Annotated in this window: 23 protein-coding genes; 14 read left to right on the forward strand and 9 right to left on the reverse strand. The window is 70.9% G+C overall.

What is annotated here, in order from left to right:
* Positions 1-23: 23 nt before the first annotated feature.
* From AB6L24_RS32115 to AB6L24_RS32145, 7 genes are all read left to right on the forward strand, one after another.
* Positions 24-572 carry a F0F1 ATP synthase subunit B gene (locus AB6L24_RS32115; RefSeq protein WP_405661133.1) on the forward strand — a complete coding sequence of 183 codons (549 nt, stop codon included), beginning with the start codon at positions 24-26 and terminating at the stop codon, positions 570-572.
* The gene (locus tag AB6L24_RS32120; protein ID WP_380847841.1) at positions 569-1,402 is read left to right on the forward strand and encodes a F0F1 ATP synthase subunit delta; all 834 of its coding nucleotides are present in this window, start codon (positions 569-571) and stop codon (positions 1,400-1,402) included. The genes AB6L24_RS32115 and AB6L24_RS32120 overlap by 4 nt, the downstream gene beginning before the upstream one ends.
* A 118-nt stretch (positions 1,403-1,520) precedes the next feature.
* Entirely contained in the window at positions 1,521-3,113 is a 1,593-nt protein-coding gene (atpA, locus tag AB6L24_RS32125; protein ID WP_030361209.1) for a F0F1 ATP synthase subunit alpha, read from the forward strand.
* A 20-nt stretch (positions 3,114-3,133) separates the two neighbouring features.
* On the forward strand, positions 3,134-4,051 hold the full coding sequence (locus AB6L24_RS32130; protein WP_385712196.1) for a F0F1 ATP synthase subunit gamma: 918 nt from the start codon (positions 3,134-3,136) through the stop codon (positions 4,049-4,051).
* A complete protein-coding gene (atpD, locus tag AB6L24_RS32135; protein ID WP_380832089.1) occupies positions 4,051-5,493 on the forward strand; it encodes a F0F1 ATP synthase subunit beta in 1,443 nt (480 codons plus the stop codon). Before AB6L24_RS32130 ends, atpD begins: the two co-directional genes overlap by 1 nt.
* Positions 5,494-5,625: 132 nt before the next feature.
* Positions 5,626-6,000 (forward strand): F0F1 ATP synthase subunit epsilon, encoded by a 375-nt coding sequence (locus tag AB6L24_RS32140; protein WP_030361212.1) that lies wholly within the window; start codon positions 5,626-5,628, stop codon positions 5,998-6,000.
* Positions 6,001-6,149: 149 nt separating this feature from the next.
* On the forward strand, positions 6,150-6,608 hold the full coding sequence (locus AB6L24_RS32145) for a DUF2550 domain-containing protein (RefSeq protein ID WP_405661138.1): 459 nt from the start codon (positions 6,150-6,152) through the stop codon (positions 6,606-6,608).
* A 139-nt stretch (positions 6,609-6,747) separates the two neighbouring features.
* Here the strand turns inward: AB6L24_RS32145 and AB6L24_RS32150 are convergent, their stop codons facing one another.
* The 3 genes from AB6L24_RS32150 to AB6L24_RS32160 form a co-directional block, all read right to left on the reverse strand.
* Complete coding sequence (locus AB6L24_RS32150) at positions 6,748-8,625, reverse strand: glycosyl hydrolase family 18 protein (protein WP_405661140.1); 1,878 nt, start codon at positions 8,623-8,625, stop codon at positions 6,748-6,750.
* A gap of 232 nt (positions 8,626-8,857) precedes the next feature.
* Positions 8,858-9,508, reverse strand: a complete 651-nt coding sequence (locus AB6L24_RS32155; protein ID WP_405661142.1) for a response regulator — start codon at positions 9,506-9,508, stop codon at positions 8,858-8,860.
* Positions 9,505-10,704, reverse strand: a complete 1,200-nt coding sequence (locus AB6L24_RS32160) for a sensor histidine kinase (RefSeq protein ID WP_405661144.1) — start codon at positions 10,702-10,704, stop codon at positions 9,505-9,507. Before AB6L24_RS32160 ends, AB6L24_RS32155 begins: the two co-directional genes overlap by 4 nt.
* Positions 10,705-10,886: 182 nt before the next feature.
* On the opposite strand from AB6L24_RS32160, the gene AB6L24_RS32165 reads away from it, so the two are divergent.
* A complete protein-coding gene (locus AB6L24_RS32165) occupies positions 10,887-11,468 on the forward strand; it encodes a hypothetical protein (RefSeq protein WP_405661146.1) in 582 nt (193 codons plus the stop codon).
* A 19-nt stretch (positions 11,469-11,487) separates the two neighbouring features.
* On the opposite strand, the gene AB6L24_RS32170 is transcribed toward AB6L24_RS32165, so the two are convergent.
* The 3 genes from AB6L24_RS32170 to AB6L24_RS32180 form a co-directional block, all read right to left on the reverse strand.
* Positions 11,488-12,060 carry a cob(I)yrinic acid a,c-diamide adenosyltransferase gene (locus tag AB6L24_RS32170; protein WP_405661148.1) on the reverse strand — a complete coding sequence of 191 codons (573 nt, stop codon included), beginning with the start codon at positions 12,058-12,060 and terminating at the stop codon, positions 11,488-11,490.
* 13 nt (positions 12,061-12,073) lie between these two features.
* Positions 12,074-12,829, reverse strand: coding sequence for an ABC transporter permease (locus tag AB6L24_RS32175; RefSeq protein ID WP_405661150.1), 756 nt, complete (start codon positions 12,827-12,829; stop codon positions 12,074-12,076).
* Positions 12,830-12,909: 80 nt separating this feature from the next.
* The gene (locus AB6L24_RS32180) at positions 12,910-13,692 is read right to left on the reverse strand and encodes an ABC transporter ATP-binding protein (RefSeq protein WP_405661152.1); all 783 of its coding nucleotides are present in this window, start codon (positions 13,690-13,692) and stop codon (positions 12,910-12,912) included.
* A gap of 97 nt (positions 13,693-13,789) precedes the next feature.
* On the opposite strand from AB6L24_RS32180, the gene AB6L24_RS32185 reads away from it, so the two are divergent.
* The 4 genes from AB6L24_RS32185 (at position 13,790) to AB6L24_RS32200 (ending at position 18,806) form a co-directional block, all read left to right on the forward strand.
* Positions 13,790-14,428, forward strand: coding sequence for a TetR/AcrR family transcriptional regulator (locus tag AB6L24_RS32185; protein ID WP_405661154.1), 639 nt, complete (start codon positions 13,790-13,792; stop codon positions 14,426-14,428).
* Between the two features lie 170 nt (positions 14,429-14,598).
* The gene (locus AB6L24_RS32190) at positions 14,599-15,447 is read left to right on the forward strand and encodes a 3-hydroxyacyl-CoA dehydrogenase family protein (protein WP_405661156.1); all 849 of its coding nucleotides are present in this window, start codon (positions 14,599-14,601) and stop codon (positions 15,445-15,447) included.
* 172 nt (positions 15,448-15,619) lie between these two features.
* The gene (locus AB6L24_RS32195) at positions 15,620-15,943 is read left to right on the forward strand and encodes an STAS domain-containing protein (protein ID WP_030361223.1); all 324 of its coding nucleotides are present in this window, start codon (positions 15,620-15,622) and stop codon (positions 15,941-15,943) included.
* 226 nt (positions 15,944-16,169) lie between these two features.
* Positions 16,170-18,806, forward strand: a complete 2,637-nt coding sequence (locus AB6L24_RS32200) for an ATP-binding protein (protein WP_405661160.1) — start codon at positions 16,170-16,172, stop codon at positions 18,804-18,806.
* 161 nt (positions 18,807-18,967) lie between these two features.
* Here the strand turns inward: AB6L24_RS32200 and nucS are convergent, their stop codons facing one another.
* On the reverse strand, positions 18,968-19,639 hold the full coding sequence (gene nucS, locus AB6L24_RS32205; protein WP_405661163.1) for an endonuclease NucS: 672 nt from the start codon (positions 19,637-19,639) through the stop codon (positions 18,968-18,970).
* A gap of 256 nt (positions 19,640-19,895) precedes the next feature.
* On the opposite strand from nucS, the gene AB6L24_RS32210 reads away from it, so the two are divergent.
* On the forward strand, positions 19,896-20,288 hold the full coding sequence (locus tag AB6L24_RS32210) for an SCO5389 family protein (RefSeq protein ID WP_016643275.1): 393 nt from the start codon (positions 19,896-19,898) through the stop codon (positions 20,286-20,288).
* A gap of 194 nt (positions 20,289-20,482) precedes the next feature.
* Here AB6L24_RS32210 and AB6L24_RS32215 read toward each other — a convergent pair whose 3' ends face one another.
* Positions 20,483-21,571 carry an LLM class flavin-dependent oxidoreductase gene (locus AB6L24_RS32215; RefSeq protein WP_405661166.1) on the reverse strand — a complete coding sequence of 363 codons (1,089 nt, stop codon included), beginning with the start codon at positions 21,569-21,571 and terminating at the stop codon, positions 20,483-20,485.
* A gap of 247 nt (positions 21,572-21,818) precedes the next feature.
* Here AB6L24_RS32215 and AB6L24_RS32220 point away from each other — a divergent pair, with 247 nt between their 5' ends.
* Positions 21,819-22,160 carry an ATP/GTP-binding protein gene (locus tag AB6L24_RS32220; protein WP_405661169.1) on the forward strand — a complete coding sequence of 114 codons (342 nt, stop codon included), beginning with the start codon at positions 21,819-21,821 and terminating at the stop codon, positions 22,158-22,160.
* 30 nt (positions 22,161-22,190) lie between these two features.
* On the opposite strand, the gene AB6L24_RS32225 is transcribed toward AB6L24_RS32220, so the two are convergent.
* Positions 22,191-23,051: an ABC transporter permease gene (locus tag AB6L24_RS32225; RefSeq protein WP_405663486.1), complete on the reverse strand. Its 861-nt coding sequence runs from the start codon at positions 23,049-23,051 to the stop codon at positions 22,191-22,193.
* Between the last annotated feature and the right edge of the window lie 108 nt (positions 23,052-23,159).

The raw sequence follows: 23,159 nt of genomic DNA on the forward strand, positions 1-23,159 counted from the left end.
CCCGTTCGACGAAAGGCACTGATGTGATCGCCAACCTGGTTCAGCTGGCGGCCGAGGAAGAGCAGAACCCGCTCATTCCTCCGGGCCCCGAGCTGCTTGTCGGCGCCATCGCCTTCGCCATCGTTTTCTTCTTCTTCTGGAAGAAGCTCATCCCGAACATCAACAAGGTTCTGGACGAGCGCCGGGAGGCGATCGAAGGCGGTATCGAGAAGGCCGAGGCCGCTCAGACCGAGGCCCAGAGCGTCCTCGAGCAGTACAAGGCTCAGCTCGCCGAGGCCCGCCACGAGGCCGCGCGGCTGCGCCAGGAGGCGCAGGAGCAGGGCGCCCAGCTCATCGCCGAGATGCGGGCCGAGGGCCAGCGGCAGCGCGAGGAGATCGTCGCCGCCGGTCACAGCCAGATCGCGGCCGACCGCAAGGCCGCCGCGCAGGCGCTGCGCCAGGACGTGGGCCAGCTGGCCACTGAACTGGCCGGCAAGCTCGTCGGCGAGTCCCTCGAGGAGCACGCCCGGCAGAGCCGCACCATCGACCGCTTCCTCGACGACCTCGACGCGAAGGCAGAGGCAACTCGATGACGGCCCAGTCAGCGCACGGAGCCAGCCGCGAGGCCCTGGCCGCCGCGCGCGAGCGTCTCGACGCGCTGACCGACAACACCTCGGTCGACGCGAAGCAGCTCGCGGACGAGCTGGCCGCGGTCACCGCGATGCTCGACCGCGAGGTCTCGCTGCGCCGGGTCCTCACCGACCCCGCGCAGTCCGGAGAGGCCAAGGCGGAGCTGGCCGGGCGCCTGCTCGGCGGCAAGGTCGGCGGCGAGACCGCCGACCTGGTGGCCGGCATGGTGCGCTCCCGCTGGTCGCAGTCGCGCGACCTGGTGGACGGCCTCGAGGAGCTGACCGACCTCGCCGACCTGACCGCCGCGCAGAAGTCGGGCGCGCTGGACAGCGTCGAGGACGAGCTCTTCCGGTTCGGCCGGATCGTCTCCTCCAGCACCGAGCTGCGGTCGGCGCTCACCGATCGGGCCGCGAACGCCACCGCCAAGAGCGGCCTCGTGCGTGGTCTGCTCGACGGCCGGGCGGACGTCGTCACGGAGCGTCTGGTCGAGCGTCTTGTGACCGCGCCCCGTGGACGTAGCCTGGAAGAGGGCCTCGAGTCCCTCTCCAAGCTGGCCGCGGACCGCCGGCAGCGCATGGTCGCCGTCGTCACCTCCGCTGTTCCGCTGTCGGACCAGCAGAAGCAGCGGCTCGGCGCGGCGCTCGCGAAGATCTACGGGCGCCAGATGCACCTGAACCTCGACGTGGACCCGACGGTCCTCGGCGGGATCCGGGTGCAGGTGGGCGACGAGGTCATCAACGGCTCCATCGCGGACCGCATCGAGGACGCGCACCGCCGTATGGCGGGCCAGTAACTCAACAAGCAAGATCGACGGCCCTGGTTGGGCCGTGCACAGGATGCAAAGTTTCTGGGGGGAGCCCCCAGATCCCCCAAAGAAACTTCGGGCCCAACAAGGAGAGCAGGGAACCCAGATGGCGGAGCTCACGATCCGGCCGGAGGAGATCCGGGACGCGCTGGAGAACTTTGTCCAGGCGTACAAGCCGGACGCGGCCTCGCGCGAGGAGGTCGGTACGGTCACCCTGGCCGGCGATGGCATCGCGAAGGTCGAGGGCCTGCCCTCGGCCATGGCCAACGAACTGCTGAAGTTCGAGGACGGGACCCTTGGTCTCGCGCTGAACCTGGAAGAGCGCGAGATCGGTTCGATCATCCTCGGTGAGTTCAGCGGCATCGAGGAGGGTCAGTCGGTGCAGCGCACCGGCGAGGTCCTTTCGGTCGCGGTGGGCGAGGGCTACCTCGGCCGCGTCGTCGACCCGCTCGGCAACCCGATCGACGGCCTCGGCGAGATCGAGACGTCCGGCCGCCGCGCCCTTGAACTGCAGGCCCCCACGGTCATGCAGCGCAAGTCGGTGCACGAGCCGATGGAGACCGGCTACAAGGCCGTCGACGCGATGACCCCGATCGGCCGCGGTCAGCGTCAGCTGATCATCGGTGACCGCCAGACCGGCAAGACCGCCCTGGCCGTCGACACGATCATCAACCAGCGCGACAACTGGCGCTCCGGTGACGTGAACAAGCAGGTCCGCTGCATCTACGTCGCCATCGGTCAGAAGGGCTCCACCATCGCCTCCGTGCGCGGTGCCCTGGAAGAGGCCGGCGCCCTGGAGTACACGACCATCGTCGCCGCCCCGGCGTCCGACCCGGCCGGCTTCAAGTACCTGGCGCCGTACACCGGCTCGGCCATCGGCCAGCACTGGATGTACGAGGGCAAGCACGTCCTCATCGTCTTCGACGACCTGTCGAAGCAGGCCGACGCCTACCGCGCCGTGTCCCTGCTGCTCCGCCGCCCGCCGGGGCGCGAGGCCTACCCGGGTGACGTCTTCTACCTGCACTCCCGTCTGCTCGAGCGCTGCGCGAAGCTCTCGGACGAGATGGGCAAGGGCTCGATGACCGGTCTGCCGATCGTCGAGACCAAGGCGAACGACGTCTCGGCGTTCATCCCGACCAACGTCATCTCCATCACCGACGGCCAGTGCTTCCTGGAGTCGGACCTGTTCAACGCCGGTCAGCGCCCCGCGCTGAACGTCGGTATCTCCGTCTCCCGAGTCGGTGGTTCCGCGCAGCACAAGGCGATCCGTCAGGTCTCAGGACGTCTGCGTGTGGACCTCGCCCAGTTCCGTGAGCTGGAGGCGTTCGCCGCCTTCGGTTCCGACCTGGACGCCGCGTCCAAGGCGCAGCTGGAGCGTGGCCAGCGCATGGTCGAGCTGCTCAAGCAGCCGCAGTACCAGCCGATGGCGACCGAGGACCAGGTCATCTCCGTCTGGGCCGGCACCACCGGCAAGATGGACGACGTACCGGTCAACGACATCCGGCGCTTCGAGCGTGAGCTGCTCGACTACCTGCACCGCAAGGAGCAGGGCCTGATGACCTCCATCAAGGAGGGCGCCAAGATGTCGGACGACACGATCACGGCCATCGGTGACGCCGTCGCGGAGTTCAAGAAGCAGTTCGAGACCTCGGACGGGAAGCTTCTCGGCGAGGACGTTCCTGCCGCTGCCGGCAAGTGACGACGGAAGGGACCTGACTCATGGGAGCCCAGCTCCGGGTCTACAAGCGTCGCATCAAATCCGTCACCGCGACCAAGAAGATCACCAAGGCGATGGAGATGATCGCCGCCTCGCGCGTCGTCAAGGCGCAGCGCAAGGTGGCGGCCTCCACGCCGTACGCGACCGAGCTGACGCGCGCGGTCACGGCGGTGGGCACCGGTTCGAACACCAAGCACCCGCTGACGACCGAGCCGGAGACGTCGACGCGTGCCGCGGTGCTGCTCCTCACGAGCGACCGCGGTCTCGCCGGCGCCTTCAACTCCAACGCCATCAAGGCCGCGGAGCAGCTGACCGCGCGCCTTGAGGCCGCGGGCAAGGAGGTCGACGTCTACGTCGTCGGCCGCCGCGGTGTGGCCCACTACAACTTCCGCGAGCGCAAGATCGCGAAGCAGTGGACCGGCTTCACCGACCAGCCCGAGTACGCGGACGCCAAGGCGGTCGCGGGTCCGCTGATCGAGGCGATCGAGACGGAGACGGCGGAGGGCGGCGTGGACGAGCTCCACATCGTCTACACCGAGTTCGTGTCGATGATGACGCAGACGGCGGTCGACGGCCGCCTGCTGCCCCTCAGCCTCGACGAGGTGGCCGAGGAGTCGACGGCGAAGGACGAGATCCTGCCGCTGTTCGACTTCGAGCCGTCGGCGGAGGACGTCCTCGACGCCCTGCTGCCGCGCTACGTCGAGAGCCGCATCTACAACGCGCTGCTGCAGTCGGCTGCCTCCAAGCACGCCGCCACGCGCCGCGCGATGAAGTCGGCCACCGATAACGCCGGAGACTTGATCAACAACCTCTCCCGGCTTGCCAACGCGGCCCGCCAGGCCGAAATCACCCAGGAAATCAGCGAGATCGTCGGCGGCACCGCAGCCCTGTCCGACGCGACCGCGGGGAGTGACAAGTAATGACGACCACTGTTGAGACGGCCGTTGCCACGGGCCGCGTCGCCCGGGTCATCGGCCCGGTCGTCGACGTGGAGTTCCCCGTCGACGCGATGCCGGAGATCTACAACGCCCTGCACGTCCAGGTCGACGACCCGTCGACCGAGGGCGCGAAGAAGACGCTGACCCTCGAGGTCGCCCAGCACCTGGGCGACGGCGTGGTCCGCGCGATCTCGATGCAGCCCACCGACGGCCTGGTCCGCCAGGCCCCGGTGACCGACACGGGCGCGGGCATCTCCGTCCCGGTCGGCGACGTCACCAAGGGCCGGGTGTTCAACACCCTCGGTGAGGTCCTGAACGACGACGCGTCCACGGTCGCCGAGGCCGAGCGCTGGACGATCCACCGCAAGGCCCCGGCCTTCGACCAGCTCGAGTCCAAGACCGAGATGTTCGAGACCGGCCTGAAGGTCGTCGACCTTCTCACCCCGTACGTCAAGGGTGGAAAGATCGGTCTGTTCGGTGGTGCCGGTGTCGGCAAGACCGTGCTGATCCAGGAAATGATCGTCCGTGTGGCCAAGCTGCACGACGGTGTCTCCGTCTTCGCCGGTGTCGGCGAGCGCACCCGTGAGGGCAACGACCTCATGGTCGAGATGGAGGAAGCCGGCGTTCTGGACAAGACCGCGCTGGTCTTCGGCCAGATGGACGAGCCGCCGGGCACGCGTCTGCGCGTGGCCCTGGCCGGTCTGACCATGGCGGAGTACTTCCGCGATGTGCAGAAGCAGGACGTGCTGTTCTTCATCGACAACATCTTCCGCTTCACCCAGGCCGGTTCCGAGGTCTCGACCCTGCTCGGCCGCATGCCCTCCGCGGTGGGCTACCAGCCGAACCTGGCCGACGAGATGGGCCTCCTCCAGGAGCGCATCACCTCGACCCGTGGTCACTCGATCACCTCGATGCAGGCGATCTACGTCCCCGCGGACGACCTGACCGACCCGGCCCCGGCCACCACCTTCGCCCACCTCGACGCGACGACGGTGCTCTCCCGTCCGATCTCCGAGAAGGGCATCTACCCGGCCGTGGACCCACTGGACTCCACGTCCCGCATCCTGGACCCGCGCTACATCGCGCAGGACCACTACGACGCCGCCATGCGCGTCAAGGGAATCCTGCAGAAGTACAAGGACCTCCAGGACATCATCGCGATCCTCGGTATCGACGAGCTCGGCGAAGAGGACAAGCTCGTCGTGTCCCGTGCCCGTCGTGTGGAGCGCTTCCTCTCCCAGAACACCCACGCCGCCAAGCAGTTCACCGGCGTGGACGGTTCGGACGTGTCCCTCGACGAGTCGATCGCGGCCTTCAACGCGATCTGCGACGGCGAGTACGACCACTTCCCGGAGCAGGCGTTCTTCATGTGCGGTGGTCTCGAGGACCTGAAGAAGAACGCCAAGGAGCTCGGCGTCTCCTGAGCCAAGCAGCTCATCGGGAGAGGGGCGGGTACACCCCGCGACACGGGGTCGTGTCCGCCCTTCTCCCTACGCCCACTAGAATTTGACCCAACACCCGGCTGAACCGCCGGGTGGTGACCCGAGGAGCCACCCTTGGCTGCTGAGCTGCATGTCGAGCTGGTCGCCGCGGACCGCAGTGTCTGGTCCGGCGAGGCCACCCTGGTCGTCGCGCGCACCACGTCCGGCGACATCGGCGTCATGCCCGGTCACCAGCCGCTGCTCGGTGTGCTGGAGTCGGGCCCGGTGACCATTCGTACGAGCGACGGCGGGACGGTCGTCGCCGCGGTGCACGGCGGATTCATCTCGTTCGCCGACAACAAGCTGTCGCTGCTCGCCGAGATCGCCGAGCTCTCCGACGAGATCGACGTCCAGCGTGCGGAGCGGGCGTTCGAGCGTGCCAAGTCGGAGGCCGACGCCTCCGCCGAGCGGCGCGCCGACGTTCGACTTCGTGCGGTGGCGGCGCGCTGACCCCCGGCGCGCGGCGTAACGTGACTCAGCCGCGGCCAGGACCGGAGCCTTCCGGACCTGGTCGCGGCTGAGGCGATGCGGGTGCGGTTCCGGGTGCGGTTGTTTGGTCCGTTTCGAGAAGTCGTGTTGAGGCGAGGAGGTCGGTGCCGATGATCCTCGTTCTGCTCGTGTGCGGACTTGTGTTGATCGCGCTGGTGTTGCTGGGGCTCTTCGTCTTCGGACTGCGCCGCCGGCTGATCCAGCGCTCCGGCGGCACCTTCGACTGCAGCCTGCGCTGGCACGCCCCGGAGCCCGAGGAGTCCGCCGGAGTCTCCGGCAAGGGCTGGGGCTACGGCGTCGCCCGCTACAACGGCGACCGGGTCGAGTGGTTCCGCGTCTTCTCCTACGCCCCCCGGCCGCGCCGCATCCTGGAGCGCTCGGCGATCGAGGTGGTCGACCGGCGTGCCCCGGACGGCGAGGAGGAGCTCGCGCTGCTTTCGGACGCGGTCGTTCTGGGGTGTGTGCACCGTGGGGTGCGGCTTGAGCTGGCCATGAGTGAGGATGCGCTGACCGGGTTCTTGGCCTGGCTGGAGGCTGCGCCTCCTGGCCAGCGGGTGAACGTCGCCTGACGGCGTTGTCTCGCGTTCTCTGTCTGCGGGTTTGTGGGGGCTGGTCGCGCAGTTCCCCGCGCCCCTTCGGGGCGCTCGCATGAAGAAGCCGGGCTGACGGGGGGCGTTCCCGTCAACCCGGCTTCGTCGTGTGGGCCTGTTACTTCAGGCCGTCATTGATCGCTGTCACCAGTTCGCCGTTCGCGGTGTCGCCGCTGAACTCCCAGAAGAAGGCGCCGCCGAGGCCCTGCTCCTTCGCCCAGGCCATCTTGGCGCGGATCGTCGCCGGGGTGTCGTACGACCACCAGTTGTTGCCGCAGTGGGCGTAGGCCGTGCCCGCGACCGTGCCGTTGGACGGGCAGGAGTTCTTGAGGATCTTGTAGTCCTCGATGCCCGCCTCGTAGGTGCCCGGCGCGGCCGCGGTGGCCGTGCCTCCTGGCTCCTTCTGGGTGACGCCGGTCCAGCCCCGGCCGTAGAAGCCGATGCCGAGCAGGAGCTTCTTGGCCGGTACGCCCTTGGCCTTCAGCTTGTTGATCGCCGCCGCGGAGTTGAAGCCGCCCTTCGGGATGCCCGGGTAGTCGGTCAGCGGCGAGTGCGGGGCCGTCGGACCCTTGGCGTCCCAGGCGCCGAAGAAGTCGTACGTCATCACGTTGTACCAGTCGGTGTACTGCGCGGCGCCGCCGTAGTCAGCGGCGTCGATCTTGCCGCCGGGGGAGGCGTCGGCGGTGATGGCGGCGGTGACGAGGTTGTTCGCGCCGAACTTGGTCCGGAACGCCTGCATCATCGTCTTCATCACGGCCGGGCCGCTGCTGTCACAGCTGAGGCCGCACGCGTTCGGGTACTCCCAGTCCAGGTCGATGCCGTCGAACACATCGGCCCAGCGCGGGTCCTCGACCAGCTTGTAGCAGGAGTCCGCGAACGCCTCCGGGTTCTTCATGGCGTCGGTGAAGCCGCCGGACCAGGTCCAGCCGCCGAACGACCAGAGGACCTTGATGTGCGGGTACTTGGCCTTCAGCTTGCGCAGCTGGTTGAAGTTGCCGCGCAGCGGCTGGTCCCAGGTGTCGGCGACGCCGTCGACGGACTGGTCGGCGGTGTACGCCTTGTCGTAGTCGGCGTAGGCGTCACCGATGGTGCACTTGCCGCCCTGGACGTTGCCGAACGCGTAGTTGATGTGCGTGATCTTCTCGGCGGAGCCGGAGGACACGATGTTCTTCACGTGGTAGTTGCGCTGGTAGACGCCCCAGTTGGTGAAGTACCCGAGCTTCACCTTGTCCCCGGGGTCGGGGTCCGGGCCGCCGCCCGTGGTGCGCACCTTCACCGAGCCGCTGGCGGGTCCGGTCTGGTCCGCGGTGTCGCGGGCCTGGACGCTGTACGAGTAGTCGGTGCCCTTGGTGAGCCCGGAGTCCGCGTACGAGGTGCCGGTCACCGTCGCGACCTTCGCGCCGTCGCGCAGCACGTCGTAGTTCTTGACGCCCTTGTCGTCGGTCGCGGCCTTCCAGTCCAGCTTCACCGAGGTGTCGGTGATGCCGGATGCGGTCGGGGTGCCGGGGGCGGAGGGCGGGTTGTCACCGGGCTGGCCGCCGCCGTCGCAGCTCTCGCCGTTCAGCGTGCAGTTGGACGGGGAGCCGGATCCGGAGCCGTTGAAGCCGAAGGAGACGGTCGCGCCGGGGGCCAGGGAGCCGTTCCAGCCGAGGTTCTTCGCGGTCCACTTGTTGCCCGAGTTGGTGACCGTCGCGTCCCACGCCGACGTCACCCTGGTGCCGGCCGGGAAGTCCCACTCCACGGTCCAGGAGCTGAGGGCGGTGGTGCCGGTGTTCTTGATGGTCCACTTGCCCTCGAAGCCGGAGCCCCAGTCCTGGGTCTTGGCGTACGTGGCGGTGGCCCCGGCGGCCGCCTTCGGCGCGGCCTGCGCGGTCTTCGGCGCCGTGGTCGGGGCCGCCTCGGCGGAGCCGCCGAGCGCGACGAGGGTGGCGAAGGGGAGCAGGAGGGTGGTGAGCCCGGCTGTCAGCCGATGTCTTGACCTGTGTCTGACGCGCAAGGGGTGCTCCTCGGTCGAGTTCCGGGGGTGGGGGTGAATCCCTGCGACGCCCGTGAGCACGCTGTGTCTGTCCTGTGCCTGTCATGTGCCCACCGCAGTGCCGCGAGAATAGAAAGGTCTGGACCAACGGTCAAGGGTTCTGGCCCCTGGGCCCTGAGCAGTGAAGTGCCTCGGCGTGGGGCGCCGTTGATCGCCCTTCGGGCTCGTCCTCAAACGCCGGACGGGCTATTTCCTAGACCCCGAGTTCCTGGGCCAGCACCGCTGCCTGCACCCTGCTGCGCAGTTCCAACTTGCCCAGGAGGCGGCTCACATGGGTCTTCACCGTCGCTTCCGCCATGTCCAGGCGGCCGGCGATCTCCGCGTTGGAGAGGCCCTCGCCGAGGCAGGAGAGGACCTCGCGTTCGCGGCGGGTGAGGGTGTCGAGGACCGCCGGATCCACCGTGCTGCCCTGGCGCGGGGTGCGCCGCGGCGTGGCGAACTCGGCGATCAGGCGGCGGGTGACCGCGGGGGCGATCAGGCCCTCGCCGCGGGCCACCGTGCGCACCGCCTCCAGGAGGTCCCTGGCCTCCGTGTTCTTCAGGAGGAAGCCGGACGCGCCCGCGCGCAACGCCCCGAAGACGTACTCGTCGAGGTCGAACGTGGTCAGGACGAGCACGTCCGCCAGCTGTTCGGCCACCACCTGGCGGGTCGCGGAGACGCCGTCGAGCCGGGGCATCTGCACGTCCATGAGGACCAGGTCGGGCCGCAGCTCCCGGGCCAGGGCCACCGCCTGCTCGCCGTCCGCGGCCTCGCCGACCACCTCCATGTCGGGCGCGCTGCGGAGGATCAGGACCAGGCCCGCCCGCACGGCGGACTGGTCCTCGGCGACGAGCACGCGGATCATTCGGGGACTCCTTGGTCTTTGGGGTCGATGGGCAGGCGGGCCTCGACCCGCCACACCTTGGCGCCGGGCACGTCCGGATGCGCCTCGGGGCCGGACTCGAAGGTCCCGCCGAGCAGTGCGGCCCGCTCCTCCATGCCGACGAGACCGGCGCCGGAGCCGGGCGCGCGCGGCCCCTTGACCTCGCCGAACGGGCTGGTCACCCGCACGCGGAGCCCGTCGCGCTCCCGGACGAGGGCCACGGTGACCTGGCCGGGCGCGGCGTGCTTGAGGGCGTTGGTGAGGGACTCCTGGACGATGCGGTACGCGGCCAGCTCGACCGGCGCGGGCAGGGGCGCGTCGTCCGGGGTGCGGGCGTCGTCGAGGCGGACGTCCAGGCCGTTGGTGCGGGCGTTCTCGGCGAGGGCGCCGAGGCCGTCCAGGGTGGGGGCGGCGGCCGGTTCCAGGTCGCCGCTGGAGTCGCGCAGGATGCCGATGAGGCGGCGCATTTCGGCCAGGCCCTCCACGCTGTTCTCCCGGATGACGGTGAGCGCGTCCTTGGTGGTGCGCGGGTCGTCCAGGGACAGCGCGGCCGTGGAGTGGATGGCGATGGCCGACAGGTGGTTGGCGACCATGTCGTGCAGCTCGCGGGCCATCCGCGCGCGCTCGGCGGTGACGGCCTGCGCGCGGTCCTTCTCGGCGAGCAGCGCGGTCTGCTCGGCGCGCAGCCTGGCCAGGTCGGCGGCCTCGCGGTGGTTGCGGACCAGGACGCCCGTGGTGGCGGGTGCGAACGACACGAGCGCGGTCACTGCGCCCACGAGGATCGCGTCCGCCTGCTGGAACCAGGCCAGGAAGCCGACGGTCACCGCGACTGTGATCAGGCCCGTCGTCACCGGGATGCGGCGGGCCTGGGCGGGCGTGCCGTACACCACGGCCGCGTACACGATGTCCGTGAACATCACGACCGTCGCCAGATTCCCGGTCGTGAACTGGTCGGCGATGAGCGCGAGGGTGCCCACGGCGAGCGCGAACTGCGGAGCCGTGCGGCGCATGAGCACCAGGCCGGACATGACGAACAGCGGCAGGAGCGACCAGTGCGGGCCGAGCGCGCGGCTCTGCATGGTGATGCCGAGCGCGTACAGGCCGAGACCGCTGACCAGGCTGACCACACAGATGCGGACGTCGACGACGTCCGGGCGGCGGGGGAGCGACAGCGGCATGACTCCATCCAACACGGCCCGGCGCGCCCTGGCCTCCCTATGCCGGGTGAAGCCCCGGTACATCGAAGGATGCAGCCGCGATTCGTCACTCGCGACGACGATCGGCCCCGTCACCGGCGGGAGCCTGGAGAGGTGAGCACGAGGACCAGGGCCCGCGGGGCCGGTGTCAGGAGGAACGAGCCGTGATCGTCACATTGATCATCATCTGCGAGGTCGGCTTCTGGGTGATCCTCGCCGCCGGTCTCGGCGCCCGCTATCTGCTGAAGATGCCGCGCCTCGGCCTCGCGATCCTGCTCTGCGAGCCGCTGCTCGAACTGCTCCTGCTCGTCGTCACGGCCATCGACCTGAAGAACGGCGCCGACCCGAGCTGGAAGCACGGCCTGGCCGCCGTCTACATCGGCTACACCGTCGGCCACGGCCACCGCACCGTGAAGTGGCTCGACGGCCACGCCGCGCACCGCTTCAACGGCACCCCGGTGCCGCGCCCGCCGCGCTACGGCTGGGCGCGCGCCCAGCACGAGGGCAAGGTCTGGCTGGGCACGGTGGTCGCGGCGGCGGTCGCGTCCGGGCTGCTGCTGCTCGCCAAGTGGTACGTGGACGACCCGGGCCGCACGGGCTCGCTGGACTCCTGGATGTACACGGCGTGGCGCGCCGCCGGTATCCACGGCCTGATCGCGCTGAGCTACACGCTGTTCCCCAAGCGGAAGCCGGCCCCGGGCCCGGAGGAGCGCGACGAGCGGCCGCACGACCTCACCAAGGTCTGAAGCCTGCCTTCAGCGCGGGTCAGCGCTCCCCGCCGGGCACCCACAGCACGTCTCCGACCTCCTTGTTCGCCGTCCGGGCGAGAATGAAGAGGAGGTCGGAGAGGCGGTTGAGGTAGGTCGCGGTGAGCGCGTTCATGCTCTCGCCGTGGGTGTCGAGCGCGGCCCACGTGGACCGCTCGGCCCGCCGGACCACCGTGCACGCGTGGTGCAGCAGGGCCGCGCCCGGCGTACCGCCCGGCAGGATGAAGCTGCGGAGCTTCTCCAGGTCCTCGTTGAAGCGGTCGCAGTCCGCCTCCAGCTTGTCGACGTAGGACTGTTCGACGCGCAGCGGCGGGTACTTGGGGTCCTCGACGACGGGGGTGCACAGGTCGGCGCCCACGTCGAAGAGGTCGTTCTGGACCCGGGTGAGGACCGCCACGACCTCCGGGGCCAGGCCGCCGAGGGCGATGGCGGTGCCGATGGCGGCGTTGGCCTCGTTGGCGTCCGCGTACGCGGAGATCCTGAGGTCGGTCTTGGCGGTCCTGCTCATGTCGCCGAGGGCGGTGGTGCCCTGGTCGCCGGTCCGGGTGTAGATGCGCGTCAGATTGACCATGCGGCCAGAGTAGTTAGGCCCCGGCCGTCCGGAACACGCGTGTGCCCACGATCACGGACAGCGCCGCGAACGCCGCGGCCGTCACCACTCCGTACAGCAGTGCGTGGCTCGCGTAGTCGCCGACGTACGCCGCCCGTACCGCGTCCACGAGATAGCGGAACGGCATGAAGTGCGACAGGACGTCCAGCCAGCCCGGCGCGAGCGCCATCGGCAGCATCAGGCCGGAGAGCAGCATGGAGGGCATGCTCACGGCGTTCACCACGGGCCCGAACTCGTGCGGCTTGGAGACCTTCAGGGCCAGGGCGTACGAGAGCGAGGCGAGCGAGAGCGTCAGGACGCCCACGAAGGCGAAGCCGATGAGGACGCCCGCGAGCGGCGCCCGCAGGCCCATGGCCAGCGCCGCGAGGACGAGCAGCACCGCCTGGAACACGAACAGCGCGGCATCCCGCAGCACCCGCCCGAGCAGCAGCGCGAGCCTGCTCACGGGTGTCACCCGCATCCGCTCCACCACCCCGAACTGCTTCTCGATGATGATCGCGAAGCCGCTGAACGTCGCCCCGAAGAGGCCGAGCTGGAGCAGCAGCCCCGGCACGAGCACCTGCCAGGAGTCACCGCGCGAGCCCAGCGGCAGATCGGTGAGCAGCGGCCCGAAGAAGAGCAGGTAGAGCAGGGGAGTGAGGACGCCGAAGAGCATCTGGAACTTGGAGCGCAGGGTCTGGCGGGCGTAGCGCCCGAAGACCAGGGCGGTGTCGGAGAGAAAAGAGGGCATGGGGTGTCCTGGCGTCGTGAGCGGGCTGAGGTCGGGCGCGAGCCGGGGCCGGGAGCGGCCCGGGTGCGGGGGCGCCGGGGCTAGACGGCGACCGGGGTGCGGTCGACCGGGGCCGGGCCGCGGCCGGTGATGGCGAGGAAGGCGTCCTGGAGGGGGGCGTCGGCCGAGCCCGCGTGCTGGAGCTTGAGGGCGCTCGGGGTGCCGTCGGCGACGACGACGCCCTGGTCCACGACGACGATCCGGTCGGCCAGGGCGTCCGCCTCGTCCAGATAGTGCGTGGTCAGGAACACGGTCGTGCCGTGGTCGGCGCGCAGTCGGCGGACCAGGTCCCACAGGTCGGCGCGGGCGCCGGGGTCGAGGCCCGTCGTCGGCTCGTCGAGGAAGAGGACCGCGGGCCGGTGCATCAGGCCCATGGCGATGTCGAGCCGCCGCCGCTGGCCGCCGGAGAGGGCGGCGCACTTGCGGTCGAGCAGGTCGGACAGGCCGAGGTCGCGGGCCAACTCCTCGGCGCGGGCGCCGGCTTCGGCCTTGGAGAGGCGGTAGAGCCGCCCCTGGGTGACCAGTTCCTCGCGCACCGAGATGTTCAGGTCGACGCCGCCCGACTGGGCCACGTACCCGATCCGGCCGCGCACCGCCGCAGGATCGCGGGCCAGGTCGAAGCCCGCGACGGTGGCGGCGCCGCCGGTGGGCGGCAGGAGCGTGGTGAGCATGCGCAGCGTGGTCGTCTTGCCCGCGCCGTTCGGGCCGAGGAAGCCGAGGATCTCGCCGGGGGAGACGGTCAGGTCGATGCCGCGCACGGCCTCCACGGGGCCCGCCTTCGTCGTGAACGTCTTGGCCAGTCCGGCCGTGCTGATGATTGCCATGGAGACCACAAAAACAGAGTCCATGAAATTTTGCAATGCACCCAAAATTTTGTGGAACCCAAGTTTTCATCAAGACCAGCGAAGCTACGATGGGGGCATGACTGAGGGGCTCAGGGAGCGGAAGAAGCGGCAGACCAAGCAGCGGATCTCGGACATCGCGACCGGCCTGTTCGTCGAGCACGGATTCGTCACCGTGACCGTCGCGGAGATCGCCGACGCCGCCGACGTCTCGGTCAACACCGTCTACAACTACTTCCCGGCCAAGGAGGACCTGTTCCTCGACCGGGGCGTCGAGATGGTCGACCGGCTCTCCCGGTGGGTGCGCGGGCGCCGGGTGGGGGAGTCCCCCGCCGCCGCCGTCCTGCGCGAGCTGCGCGTCCTGGTCGAGGGCGTCTCGCCGACCGTCGGGCTCTTCGCCGGGTACGCCGACTTCATGAAGGTCATCGCCGAGTCGCCCGCCCTGCGCTCCCGCCTGTGGGCCCTGCAGCAGGAGAGCCTCAAGGACCTGGAGGCCACCCTGCGCGAGGAGGCGGGCCCCGTCCCCGGCCGCCTCCCCGAACTCGTCGCGGGCCAGCTCGGCTGGGCGTACGGCACCGTCTTCGCCTGGATCGGCGCCGAGATGATGAAGCTCCGGGTGCCCGAGGAGGTCTCCCGCGAGGCCCTCGACCTGCTCGACGAACTGGAGGACGTGCTCGGCGAGCAGGTCCTCAACTACGGCATCCGCGCGGCCAGATGACGCCCTGACGGTCACACCGGGATCCCTCCCGGTGTGATGTCCGTCAAATGGGACGTGGCGTGCGTCTCTTAGCGGTCCCCTGGGCGGCTGTGAGCGCTAATGTCCGGGCCAGAGCGAAACGTAAACAGCGTGTAAGCGCTCAGTCGTCGGTTGGTAAGGGGAGTCGTAACGTGGCACGGAAGCTCGCCGTCATCGGGGCCGGACTCATGGGGTCCGGCATCGCCCAGGTATCCGCACAGGCGGGCTGGGACGTCGTCCTGCGCGACGTCACCGACGAGGCGCTGACCCGCGGCACCGACGGCATCAAGGCCTCGTACGAGAAGTTCGTCAGCAAGGGCAAGCTCGACGCCGCCGACGCCGAGGACGCGCTCGGCCGCATCACGACCACCACCGACCTGGACGCCGCCGCCGACGCGGACGTCGTCGTCGAGGCCGTGTTCGAGAAGCTCGAGGTCAAGCACGAGATCTTCCGGACGCTCGACAAGATCGTGCGCGACGAGACCGTGCTCGCCTCCAACACCTCCGCCATCCCGATCACGAAGATCGCGGCGGTGACGGACCGTCCGGAGCGCGTCGTCGGCGCCCACTTCTTCTCGCCGGTGCCGATGATGCAGCTGTGCGAACTGGTCCGCGGCCACAAGACGAGCGACGAAACCCTCGCCACCACGCGGGAGTTCGCCGAGTCCGTCGGCAAGACCTGCATCGTCGTCAACCGCGACGTCGCGGGCTTCGTGACCACCCGTCTGATCTCCGCCCTCGTCGTCGAAGCCGCCAAGCTCTACGAGTCGGGCGTCGCCAGCGCCGAGGACATCGACATCGCCTGCAAGCTGGGCTTCGGCCACGCCATGGGCCCGCTCGCGACGGCCGACCTCACCGGCGTCGACATCCTGCTGCACGCCACCGACAACATCTACACGGAGTCCCAGGACGAGAAGTTCGCCCCGCCGGAGCTGATGCGCCGGATGGTTGACGCCGGTGACATCGGGCGCAAGAGCGGGCAGGGCTTCTACAAGCACTGACGGGGATACCGACGCCTGTACGCCTCCTGGGATCACCCCTCGGGGTGAATTCGGTATCGGTTCGCTTACAGACGGCAACTTCCGTACCCGAGCGGCAGTCAGTTGCTGTGACATACACAGACGCCTCGCGGCACAGGCGCCACATACGACACCGCACTCTTGGGGAGCGCATATGCACATCAGGGGCGACCAGGCCCAGCTGGTCGTCGGGGGACGCCTCGACGTACGCAGCGCGGCGGACGCCCGTACGGTCCTGCACTCGGCCGTCGACGACGGCGCCGGCGACCTGGTGCTCGACCTGTCCGAACTCGACTCGTGGGACGCCACGGGACTCGGCGTCATCATGGGCGCCCACCGGCGCGCCGGCCGCTGCGGCCGCCGCCTGGTGCTGCGCGGCGTACCCCCGCAGATGCAGCGCCTCCTCGTCGCCACCCGACTCCACCGCATCCTCGCCATCGAAGGCGGCATCGGGGTCGAATCCCTCCCTCGCGTATAAGCCGCGCGAGGGGGGCGGGAGCGCTCCCTCACGCACAATCCTCACGAGACTGTGACGTCTCGGACCGGGCGGTACCCCGCCTTCCACGGCGATACTGAAGAAGGTTTAGGGTTCGGTCGCCTGCCGATAGACGAACCCGCACGGGGGCACCGGACCAGAAGCGACAGCGCGGTGTGCTCAAGGCCGGAGGGGGCTTCGCACACGACGCATCTGGGGGGCTGAGACCATGGACCCGATGAACCGGGGACCGGAAGAGTACGGCCACGACGGTGACGACCGCGACGGCGCGGGCAGCGGCCGCGAGGGCACCCACGACGACGGCGCGGCGCCCGCCGAGCACCAGACGCCACAGGACGTATCAGCGGGCCCGCCCGGTCCGTCCGTCACGGCCGACTTCGGGCCGCCCGCCGTCGCCCGCACCGTCCAAGTGGTGTCCGGCGACTTCCTGCTCACCGTGAACCCCGTCGACGGCAGCGAGATAGAGCCCTGCCCGCCGGGGGAGCAGCCCGGACACCCGCCCAAGCACTCCGCCGTCGAGCGCGCCGAACGCCGCCGCGCCGCCCAGCCCCCCGTGCCGCCGGGCCCCGCCCTGCCCCGCCTGCCGCTGCTCGAACGGCAGGAGGAGCGCGAGCGCCTGGTGCGCCTGCTCGCCCGCGGCCGCTCCGTGCGCCTCACCGGCCCCGCCGGATCCGGCCGCACGGCGCTGCTCGCCGCCGTCGCCGAGGACTGCGCGGACCTCGCCCCCGACGGCGTGATCCGCCTCAGCGGCTACCACCGCACCGTCGGCGACCTCCTGTACGACCTGTTCGCCGCCGTCCACGACGCGCCCCTGCACCGCCCCGACCGGGCCATGCTGCGCGAACTGCTCCGCGACATCGGCGCCGTCGTCGTCCTCGACGACCTGGAGTTCGGCGGCGCCGCCCTCGAAGAGCTCCTGGACGCCACCCCCGAGTGCGCCTTCCTCGTCGCCGCGACGCCCGACGTCGCCGCGCCCTCGCCCGAGTCCCACCTCGAAGAGGTCTTCCTCGGCGGCCTCGGCCGCGGCGGCGGACTGGAGCTCCTGGAGCGCGTCGTCGGCCGCGTCCTCACCGACGACGAGGCCAACTGGGCCGGCGACCTGTGGTTCGAGTCCGAGGGCCTGCCGCTGCGCTTCGTCCAGGCCGGAGCCCTGCTGCGCCAGCGCGACCGGCTCCTCGCCGACCCCGGCGCCTTCGACGAGTACGGCCCCGGCCAGGACCCCGGCTACGACGCGCCCTTCGAGGCGGCCGGACACGACGTGCCGCTGCCGTCCCTCGCCGACGGCGCCGCGCCCGCCGCGCTGCTCGCCTCCCGGCTCAGCGCGTCCGCGCGCGCCGCGCTGCGGCTCGCCGTCGCGCTCGGCGGTGAACTGCCGCACCCGGCCCACCTGCCCGCGCTCGTCGGCGACACCCACGCCGACGCCGCGCTCGCCGAACTGGTCGACTGCGCCCTCGTCACCCCGGTCGGCGGCCACTACCGCCTCGCGGCCGGGGTGCGCACCCAGCTGGAGGGCGCCGGATACGCCGACGACGCCGCCGCGAACGCCCAGTCCGCCGCCCGGCACTACGCCTGGTGGTCCGGGCACCCGTCGGTGGCCCCCGAGCGGGTCGCCGCCGAGGCCGACGCGGTCCTCGCCGCGCTCACCGCCCTGGTCAACGGCCCCGCCGCCGGGGCCGACAGCGGCGCCGACGGCGGCACCGAGCCGTCCGCCGCGGTGCTCCTCGCCCGCACGGCGGCGCCCGCCTTCGCCGGAGGGCTGAACTGGGGCGCCTGGGAGCGGGCGCTCAGGTCCGGGCAGGAGGCCTCCCGCACCTCCGGCGAGGTCGCCGAAGAGGCCTACTTCCACCACGAGTTGGGCATTCTCGCGCTCTGCGCCGGACGCCTCGACCGGGCCCGCGCCGAGCTGGAGGCCTCCATCGGCCTGCGCGGCGCCCTCGCCGACAAGCGCGGCATGATCGCGGGCCGCAGGGCGCTGGCCCTGGTCGCCGACCGCTCCGGCGGGCTGCTGCCGGACGGCCACGCGACGGCGGGCGAGGAGGTGCCCGACGCCCGGTACGAGGAGTCGGCGTCACCGCCCGGCGGCATCCCCGCGGCGTTCGCGCTGCCCGCGCCGCCGCCTCCGGAGGCCGACACCGTCGTCACCCGGCAGGCCGTCCCGGCGGGCTCGGGGTCGGCCGCGGGCCCCGGCGCGGGCTCCGGATCGACGCGCCGCTCGATCGTGCGCGGCACCCGGCGCAACCTGGTCGCGGCCGGGGCGGGCGCGCTGCTCGTCGCCGTCCTCGGCACCGTGGTGACGCTCGGCGCGACCTCCGACAAGGACGACGGGCCGCCCGACCGTGTGCGCACCGACCAGTCGGCCAGCGCGGACGACGACGGCGGCGGCCTCGGCGCGGACAAGCCGGGCGACGGCTCCTCCGAGGGTCCGGCCGACCCCGGCGAGGACGGCGTCCCGGGCACCTCCGACGACCCGAAGCCCGGCGCGAGCGGCGAGCCCTCGAAGAGCGACGACCCGAAGGACCCGTCGGACAAGCCGAGCGGCAAGCCGACGAAGCCCACCGACAAACCGACCAAGCCCAGCGACAAGCCGACCAAGCCGACGGACAAGCCCACGAAGCCGACGGACAAGCCGACCAAGCCCACGAAGCCGCCGACGAAGCCGCCCACGACTCCGCCGACGACCCCGCCCACCACGCCGCCGACCACGCCGCCGCCGACCACCCCGTCGCCGCCGTCCTCGCCGGACACCTCCACGTCGGCGAGCGGCCCGACGTCGTCGAGCCCGGTCACCTCCTCCGGCCCGACGACGGGCGGCACGTCCGGGGCCGGTGCGGCGGCGGTGATCTGACGGGGCGTACGCGCCGACGGAGGCGTACGGACAGACAGGGGCGTGCCCGCGAGTCGGTCGCGCCCCCCCCGGGGCCGGGAACGCGCACGCGCGAAGGGGCCGGACTCCCCAGGGAGTCCGGCCCCTTCGCACGCACGGGTCGCCCCGGTGGGGCGGGCGGTTCAGAACAGGCGCAGCTTGTCGTCCTCGATGCCGCGCAGCGCGTCGTAGTCGAGGACGGCGCAGCCGATGCCGCGGTCGGTGGCGAGCACGCGCGCCTGCGGCTTGATCTCCTGGGCGGCGAAGACGCCCCGGACCGGAGCCAGGTGCGGGTCGCGGTTCAACAGCTCCAGGTAGCGCGTCAGTTGCTCGACGCCGTCGATCTCGCCGCGGCGCTTGATCTCGACGGCGACCGTCTGCCCGTCGGCGTCGCGGCAGAGGATGTCGACCGGGCCGATCGCCGTCATGTACTCGCGGCGGATCAGCGTATATCCCTCTCCGAGTGTCTCGATCCTGTCGGCGAGCAGCTCCTGAAGGTGTGCTTCCACGCCGTCCTTGATGAGACCCGGGTCGACGCCCAGTTCGTGCGAGGAGTCGTGGAGGACTTCCTCCATGGTGATGATGAGCTTCTCGCCCGCCTTGTTGATGACCGTCCACACACCGGCGTCGTTGCCGGAGCCCTCCTTGAGGGTGCACGGGGGCGACATCCAGTTGAGGGGCTTGTAGGCCCGGTCGTCAGCGTGGATGGAGACGCTTCCGTCCGCCTTGACGAGGATCAGGCGGGGAGCCGACGGGAGGTGGGCGGTGAGCCGGCCCGCGTAGTCCACGGAGCAGCGGGCGATGACGAGACGCATGGTCGGCAACGCTACTCGACGCGGGGTGGTGCGGCGAATTCCGCGGGTCGCTCCCGACTTCGCGGGTCCGGGGGCCGCACCACTTGTCCAGCGATGAACCCGTTCGATCCTGGCCGGTTATGCGCCCAATCTCCTGGTGGTCCACCGAGCCGTTGCCTACCGTATAAGCAGGAGGTCGTCGCACGTGCACGCTGCGTATGCGAGCTCCTTCCCTGTCCGTAAGCCCCTGCTCCCTGGGGGTGCGAGAGGAGAACCCATGTCGCTCGACGTCTCACCGGCACTGTTGGAACAGGCCGAGCGAGGCGAGGTCGACGAAGCAGCATTCGTCGACTGCGTCCGGACCTCCCTGCCTTATGCGTGGGAGATGGTCAGCTCCCTGGTGGCCCAGCTGAAGGTCGACGGCGGCGAGTTCGCCGACAACCAGACGCCGCCGCCGGACGAGCAGGCGCGCGGCCAGTTGCTCCGCGCGCTCGCGAGTGACGCGATTCGCGGCGCCCTGCAGCGCCACTTCGGTGTCCGCCTGGCATTCCAGAACTGCCACCGTGTGGCGGTGTTCCCGCTGGACGGCTCCGCGGACGACAGGCTGGCCAAGTTCACTTCGATCCGCGGCCAGTTGTTGAATCAGTCGCCGGAGCTTCGCGACTGCTGAGGACAGTTGCTGCCGCTCCGTACGCGGGAGGTGTTTCAGTCCGGGGCGGCAGCCTTCTTCTGGCGGGGGCGCCTTGTGTGGGGTGCCCCTTGGGGGCGGTGCCCCTTCTTTTTTGGGCGCGGAGTTGTGGGGGCTGGGCGCGCAGTTCCCCGCGCCCCTTACGGGGCGCTCCCCTCGGGGTGTTCCGGATTTCGCTAGGGCAGTTGTGGGAGTACTTCCTTGCCCAGGCGGCGTACGTTCTCCTCTGTTGTCGCGAGGTCGCCGGAGCCTTCCACCAGTAGGGCGAAGCGCGTGATGCCGGTGCGTTCGGAGGTCGCCGCGAGGCGGTCCGCGCACATCTGTGGGGTTCCCACGGGGTGGATGCCGCACAGCATTTCCGTGTACCCGAGGGGGTCGCGCATGGCGCGAACGCGGCCGTCGACCGTGACATGGGCGTCGAGGCCGTACTTCAGCCAGCCCGGCATCGCCTTCGTGAGCGTCTCGTTGGCCTCCACGCGCCGGTCCGCGATCTGGGCGACCCCGGCCGAGACGTGCGCGGCCCGCGCCACCTCGTCCGGCGTGCGCCCCGCGGCCCGCGCGTGCCTGCTCCACAACGCCACCATTTCGGCCTTCTCCTCGTCGCCCACGTGCATGCCGAGGAGCATCGGCAGGCCGCGGGCCGCGGCGAGCCGGACGCTGGACGGCGAGGTGCAGGCGACGACCACCTCGGGGCCCGCGGACGGCCCGGTCCCGTCCGGCTCCGGCGGCGCGGGCCGGTCCGGGAAGGGGGCCGGGGCCGGGCACAGGGACTCCGTCGGGCGCGGCACGACCGCGACGTCGCGGAAGGCGAACCGGCCGCCGGGGCCCGCCACCCGGCCCGCCCCGCTGAGCCAGCTGAGCAGCAGGTCGAGGGATTCCGGGAACCCCTTCTCGTACGCCTCGATGCCCGAGCCGAAGACTTCCAGGTCCACCCAGGGGCCGCCGCGTCCCACACCCAGCGAGAAGCGCCCGCCGGAGGTGAGGTGCAGCAGCGCGGCCTGTTCGCCGAGGGCCACGGGATGGACGGTGGGCAGTACGCTGACGGCCGTGCCGACGCGGATGCGCCGGGTGCGGCCGAGCAGCAGGGCCGCGAGCGTGATCGCGGAAGGACAGGTGCCGTACGGCACGAAGTGGTGTTCGGCGAGCCAGGCCGATTCGAGGCCCGCTTCCTCGGCGACTTCGACGGACCGCACGGCGCGGTGCAGTGCTTCCCCGTGGCCCTGGCCCGGGAACTGGGCGGCCAGCACAAAACTTCCTAAGCGCATCGAACTTCCTGCCTCCTTGGCACCGACGCAGGCACTCCCCTACCGGCAACAACGCGTGACAAGTGCCAAAGGCACGGCTTCGCGGGCAGATTGGCAGATTTTCTGCGCGGCGCAGGGGGGATCTGTGGGGGTTGGTGGTGGACGTGTACCCCTCGGTACGGTGCGTAGGCTGGACATACCCCCGCCCGCCGTCGGCGGCCCGTCCAGCCGAGCCACGCCAAGTACTGTCCCTTCCGTGAGGTGTCCCGTGTCCCCGCGTCGTAACCGCCCCAAGGGCGCCGGAGATCCCAGGCCGGGCCAGGCCGCCGAGGGCGCGGAGCCCTCCGGCCGTTACGGCGGCTTCCAGCGCGCCGAGAGCTGGCAGGGTGAGGAGTGGAGCGTGCGCCACGTCGCGGGCGCCAGCGCGGCCGGCAAGACCTACCGCTGCCCGGGCTGCGACCAGGAGATCCCCTCCGGGCTCGCGCACGTGGTCGCCTGGCCCGAGCACTCGGGCGTGGACGAGCGCAGGCACTGGCACACGGCGTGCTGGAACGCGAAGGACCGCCGCACCACGCGGGTGCGGCGGTCCCGTAACGCGCCGAGGTACTAGGGCCGTTCCCGCGGGGCGGGCCCGGTCCGGTCAGACGTCGCGCTTCTCCAGGAGGGCGAAGGCGCCGATCACGGCGGCGGCCGTGATCACGACGAGCAGCACCAGCTGGGACGTGCCCGTGCTGGTGCTGTCGAGGCCGTCGATCCGGAAGATCTTGGCGAGCGAGTTGATGGCGTTGTAGTCGGCCATCTTGTCGCCGAGCTTCTGGGTGCTGTCCCAGATGCCGAGGAAGCCCGGCAGGATCGCGGGCACGAGGACCACGCCGAGCATCGTCGTGATGGCACCGGCGGAGTGGCGCAGCATCGAGCCGACGGCGAGCGCGAGCACGCCGAGCAGCGAGACGTACAGGGCGCCCTTGACGACCGTGCCGCCCCAGGCGATGTCGCCCGCCTCCGGGCCGCTGTGCGCGCCCGACGCCATCAGGCCCACGAGCAGGATCGAGCCCGCGGACGCCACGAAGGCGATGATGAAGAAGATCAGCGCCTTCGCCGCGAGCACGCGGTGGCGCTGCGGCGAGGCGGTGAACGTGGTGCGGATCATGCCGGTGCCGTACTCGGACGAGGTCACCAGGACGCCCAGGGTGATCAGGCAGATCTGGCCGAGCATCAGGCCGAAGAACGCCGGGACCGTGAACGGCACGTCGCGGTAGTCGTCGGCCTGCGTGTTCGCGACGGCGAGCAGGCCGATGCCGATGACGAGGATCAGGAAGATGCTCAGCGTCCACACCGTGGAGCGGACCGACTTGATCTTCGTCCACTCGGAGGCGAGGGCGTGCCCGAGGTTGGTCTTCTTGATCGGGATCGGCGAGGTGTAGGCGTTGCTCATCGCCTGCTGCCAGGCCGACGGCGGGGCCGGGGCGGCGGGCGCGGGTGCGGCGGGGGCGCCCGCCATGCCCGGGGCGCCGTGCGGCACCGGGGCCCCGGCGTGCGCGTAGGCCTGCTGGGGCTGCTGCACGGGGGGCTGGGGCTGCTGGGCCGGGGCGGCGTGGGCCGACGGGTC

The sequence above is a fragment of the Streptomyces sp. RK9 genome, from assembly GCF_045070545.1.
Taxonomy (GTDB): domain Bacteria; phylum Actinomycetota; class Actinomycetes; order Streptomycetales; family Streptomycetaceae; genus Streptomyces; species Streptomyces alboflavus.